Source organism: Corallococcus sicarius, assembly GCF_003611735.1.
Taxonomy (GTDB): Bacteria; Myxococcota; Myxococcia; order Myxococcales; family Myxococcaceae; genus Corallococcus; species Corallococcus sicarius.
On the sequence record NZ_RAWG01000497.1, the window covers coordinates 1 to 4,571 of the forward strand.

Annotated in this window: 2 protein-coding genes; both read left to right on the forward strand. The window is 71.7% G+C overall.

The genetic code is table 11. The features are described from left to right. A partial coding sequence (gene hrpA, locus D7X12_RS39525) for an ATP-dependent RNA helicase HrpA (protein WP_244225057.1) occupies nt 1-3,669 on the forward strand: 3,669 nt, incomplete at its 5' end. A 303-nt stretch (nt 3,670-3,972) separates the two neighbouring features. Then, a complete protein-coding gene (locus D7X12_RS39535; RefSeq protein ID WP_120630313.1) occupies nt 3,973-4,509 on the forward strand; it encodes a DUF4833 domain-containing protein in 537 nt (178 codons plus the stop codon). Nucleotides 4,510-4,571: the final 62 nt, after the last annotated feature.

The following is a 4,571-nucleotide window of genomic DNA, read 5'->3' on the forward strand; positions in this document are numbered from 1 at the left end:
ACCCTGCACTTCCCCCCCGAGCTCCCCATCTCGAGCCGGGTGGAGGACATCACCGCGGCCATCGCCGCCCATCAGGTGGTCATTGTCGCGGGGGCCACCGGCTCGGGGAAGACGACGCAGCTGCCGAAGGTCCTGCTCGCCATGGGGCGCGGGCGCCCGCGCCAGATTGCCGTCACCCAGCCCCGGCGCATCGCCGCGACGAGCGTGGCGGCGCGCGTGGCACGCGAGCTCGGCACGGAGCTGGGCACGGACGTCGGCTACCAGATTCGCTTCGAGGACCGCTCGTCCCGGCGGACGGCCGTGAAGTTCATGACCGACGGCGTCCTGCTCGCGCAGATCCACAGCGACCCGCTCCTGAGCCGCTACGACACGGTCGTGCTCGACGAGGCCCACGAGCGCAGCCTCACCATCGACTTCCTGCTCGGGTGGCTCAAGCGTCTCCTCCCCAGGCGCCCCGACCTCAAGATCGTGGTGAGCTCGGCCACCATCGAGACCGAGCGATTCTCCCAGTTCTTCGGGGGGGCTCCGGTCATCCAGGTGGAGGGCCGTACCTTCCCGGTGGACGTGCTCTACGAGCCGCCCCCCGAGGACGCCGAGCTCGCCGACGCCGTCGCCGATTCGGTGGCGAACGTGCTCTCGCTCGACCCGGACGGCGACGTCCTCGTGTTCCTCCCCGGGGAGCGGGAGATCCGCGAGACAGAGAACGCCCTGAACGCGCGCAAGCTGCGCGGCACGGTGGTGCAGCCCCTGTATTCGCGCCTGTCGGCCTCCGAGCAGTCGCGCGTCTTCGCCACCCTCCCCGAGCGCCGCGTCATCCTCGCCACCAACGTCGCGGAGACGTCCGTCACCATCCCCGGCATCGTGTACGTCGTGGACACGGGGGTGGCGCGCCTGTCGCGCTACGACCCGCGCTCGGGCACCACGCGCCTGCACATCGAGCCGGTCTCCCAGGCCAGCGCCGACCAGCGCAAGGGGCGCTGCGGCCGCGTGCGCGAGGGCATCTGCGTGCGCCTCTACGACGAGCCAGGCTTCACCACGCGGCCCGCCTTCACCGACCCGGAGATCAAGCGCACCGGGCTCGCGGGGGTCATCCTGCGGATGAAGTCCCTCGGCCTCGGTGACGTCGAGGACTTCCCCTTCCTCGACCCGCCCCAGCCGAAGGCCATCGCCGAGGGCTGGCGGGTGCTCGAGGAACTCGGGGCCATCCAGGGCAAGGAGCGCACCTTGACGCCGCTCGGGCACCAGCTCGCGCGCTTCCCGGTGGACCCGCGCATCGCGCGGATGATCCTCGCCGGCTCCGAGTACGGGTGCCTGGACGAGGTGCTCATCGTCGCCGCGGCGCTCAACCTGCAGGACCCGCGCGAGCGGCCCCGGGAACTCGCGCAGAAGGCGGACGAGCTGCACCGGCGCTTCCGTGACGAGCACTCGGACTTCACGGGGCTGCTCAAGCTGTGGGCGTTCGTGAGCGAGGCCGACACCCGGGGGACGTCCCATCTGCGGCGCGTGTGCCGGGACAACTTCCTGTCCTTCCTGCGGGTGCGCGAGTGGCGGGACGTCCAGCGCCAGCTCGAGGAGACCGTCCGCGAGCTGCGCCTGCCGCGCAAGGGCCGGGGCGCCCCGGCGCGCGGGGACGTCCTGCACCAGGCGCTCCTCACCGGGCTGCTGTCCCGCATCGGCCAGTGGAATCCGGAGCAGCGCCACTATACGGGCGCGAAGCAGACGCGCTTCATGGTCCACCCCTCGTCTGCGCTCGCGAAGAAGCCCCCTGGCTGGGCGATGGCGTTCGAGCTCGTGGAGACGTCCCAGCTGTTCGCGCGCACCGTGGCGAAGCTCGACCCGGAGTGGCTCGCGGCGGCGGCCCCCCACCTGCTCAAGAGCAGCTTCTCCGAACCGCACTGGTCGGAGAAGTCCGCGCGCGCCATCGTGAAGGAGAACGCGACCCTCTTCGGGCTGCAGGTCTTCAAGGAGCGCCCCGTGGCCCTGGCCAACATCGACCCCGCCCGGGCACGGCTGATGTTCCTCGAGCATGCCCTGGTGCGCGGCGAGTACCGCACCCGGGGGGCGTTCCAGGAGGAGAACCGCGAGGTGCTCGAGCGCGTGGCGCGCCTGCGGGACAAGGCCCGGCGCAGCGAGCTGCTCGACAGCGAGGCGCTGCTGACCTTCTTCGACCAGCGCGTCCCAGCGGACGTGACGGACGGAGCGAGCTTCGAGGCCTGGCGCCGCAAGGCCGAGGCGGCCGACCCCGACGTGCTCATCCTCACGATGGAGGATGCCCTCTCGGACGACCCGGGCCTGTCCCCGGCGCACTACCCGGATGCCATCACCCTGCACGGCGCGTCCGTGCCGGTGACGTACACCTTCGACCCCTCGGCCGAGGACGACGGCATCACCCTGAGCGTGCCGCTGCTGCTGCTCGCCCAGCTGGTCCCGGGTGAACTCGACTGGACCATCCCCGGGTGGCAGCGGGAGAAGCTCACCGCCCTGCTCGAGCAGCTCCCCCGCGCCCAGCGCAAGCAGCTGGGGCCCTTGCCGGACCTGGTCGACCGTCTCGAGAAGGAACTCGTGCCCTTCCGCGGGCCGATGCTCCCAGCGCTCGCGCGTGCGGTGTCCCGGCTGTGCGGCGTGGACGTGCCCGAGGAGTCCTTCCGGGCGGATGCCGTGGTGCCGTACCTGCGCCTCACGCTCCGGGTGCTCGACGAGCGGGGAAAGGAGCTGGCACGCAGCCGCGACGCCAACGCGCTGCTCGAGCAGCACGGGGGACGTGCACGGGCCGCGCTGCGCAGCGTGGCACCGACTTCGGACTGGGAGCGCAAGGGGCTGACCGCGTGGACCTTCGGCGAGCTACCCCCCGTGGTCACCCGGCGGGTCGGCGGGCTTGAGATGCACAGCTATCCCGCGCTCGTTGACCGGGGCGCGGCTGTGGACCTGGTGCTGCTCGAAACCTCCTCCGCCGCCGAAGCGGCCACGCGCACGGGGGTCCGCCGGCTCCTGATGCTCGCCGCGCGCGGACACGTCGCCGTCAGCGCCGCGCGCATGCCGCCGCCCTTCCCGTCCCTGGACGGCGCGCCTCCCGCGCGGGGCCAGGCCGACGCCTTCCGCGCGCTCGTCCTCGCACGCGGTGTCGACGATGCGTTCAAGCTCGCACCGGGGACGCCGCTGCCCCGCACGAAGGCGGCCTTCGAGGCGCGGGTCCAGGAGGGCTCACCGCGCATCGAGCAGGCGGCCCGGGACTGGGCGAACGCCGTCGTTGTCACCTCCGCGGAGCTCGCGGAGACGCTCGCCGCACTCAAGGCCGCCTCCAAGGGGCCCAGCGGCGCGGCGGCCGTGCGGGACATCCGCTCACAGCTCGGGCAGCTGTTCCCCGCGAAGCTCATCGAGTGGATCCCCCTCATGCGCCTGCTGAACTACTCGCGCTACCTCCGCGCGGCCCAGGCACGGCTGTCGCGTGCGGTGGCGAACCCCGCCAAGGACGCAGGGAAGGCCGCGCCCTTCACCCCCCTGTGGGAGACCTTCCTCGCCAGGAGCGCCACCGTGCGTGACCAGGAGGCGGCGCAGGAGCTGCGGTGGGCCTTCGAGGAGCTCCGCGTGGCCATCTTCGCTCCGGAGGTGACGACGCCCGTGTCGGTGACGGTGGCGAAGGTCAGCGCGGCCCTCGCGGCGCTGCGCTAGAAGCGGGTGGCTGTGCTGGCACTGTCCCCAGCCGCGACGTCATCGTCGTGCGCTAGAAAGGTGTCTCAGAAGATCCTGGGGCGGAGGAGAGGCCAGCAAGCGCTCCGTCAGCTCCGCGCTGCCGGAGGTGCTCCAGAATGGCGTGTACCTCACCCGGGGCCGTCAGGTATGCCAGCCCCCGCCTGCGACCTCCACGGCGGCAGTGCGCAGGGCGAGTGACAGTTCCAGGGGCCAGGAGTGTTCATCATCCTGATACGGCCCCACGGGCGACCGCCGTCGCTCCGCCATGAAAGGGGGACCCCCATGTTTCCTGAATCCGGGCTCAGCAACCTCGCTGCCGTCGCGCTGACGACCGTCGCGGCCCTGGCCTCCGCTGCCGGGGGGCCCCTCCCCTCGCAGTCCGCCTTCTTCCTGTCCCGGAGCGAGAACCGGAACCAGGTCCACTACGCCCTGCGCCTGGACGAGGCCTGCCGCCCCGTGGGGACGCGTCCCGTGCAGGTGTACTGGCGGATGTTGGAGCGCGGAGCGTCGGAGGTGGAGGAGCTGCTGGAGGTCGAGCAACCCGTGTATGGGCTGGAGGACCCGCAGCAGGTCGAGGCCACCGCGGAGGGCTGGCGGGTGCGGGTGCGCCTGCGGGCCTTTGCCTCGCGCCCCATCGACATCACCACCGCGCGGGTCGGCGGCGTCTGCCAGGTCCAGGCGTGGACGAAGCTGGACAACAGCATCTGCCGACTGGAGCACGTCTTCGTGAAGACGTCCTGGCCCTTCTCGGTCGACTTCGTGCGACTGGATGGCGTGGGGCCGCAAGGCCAGCCCGTCCATGAGCTGATTCGCGAGTGAGGTTGCTGTCTGATGGGCCACCCCCATCCCAATTGCTTTTGTACGCCCCAGGAGTCGACCTC

What these genes read in the sequence shown, in the direction of transcription:
- D7X12_RS39535 (WP_120630313.1), top strand. Translation starts at nt 3,973, where the DNA reads ATGTTTCCTGAATCCGGGCTCAGCAACCTCGCTGCCGTCGCGCTGACG.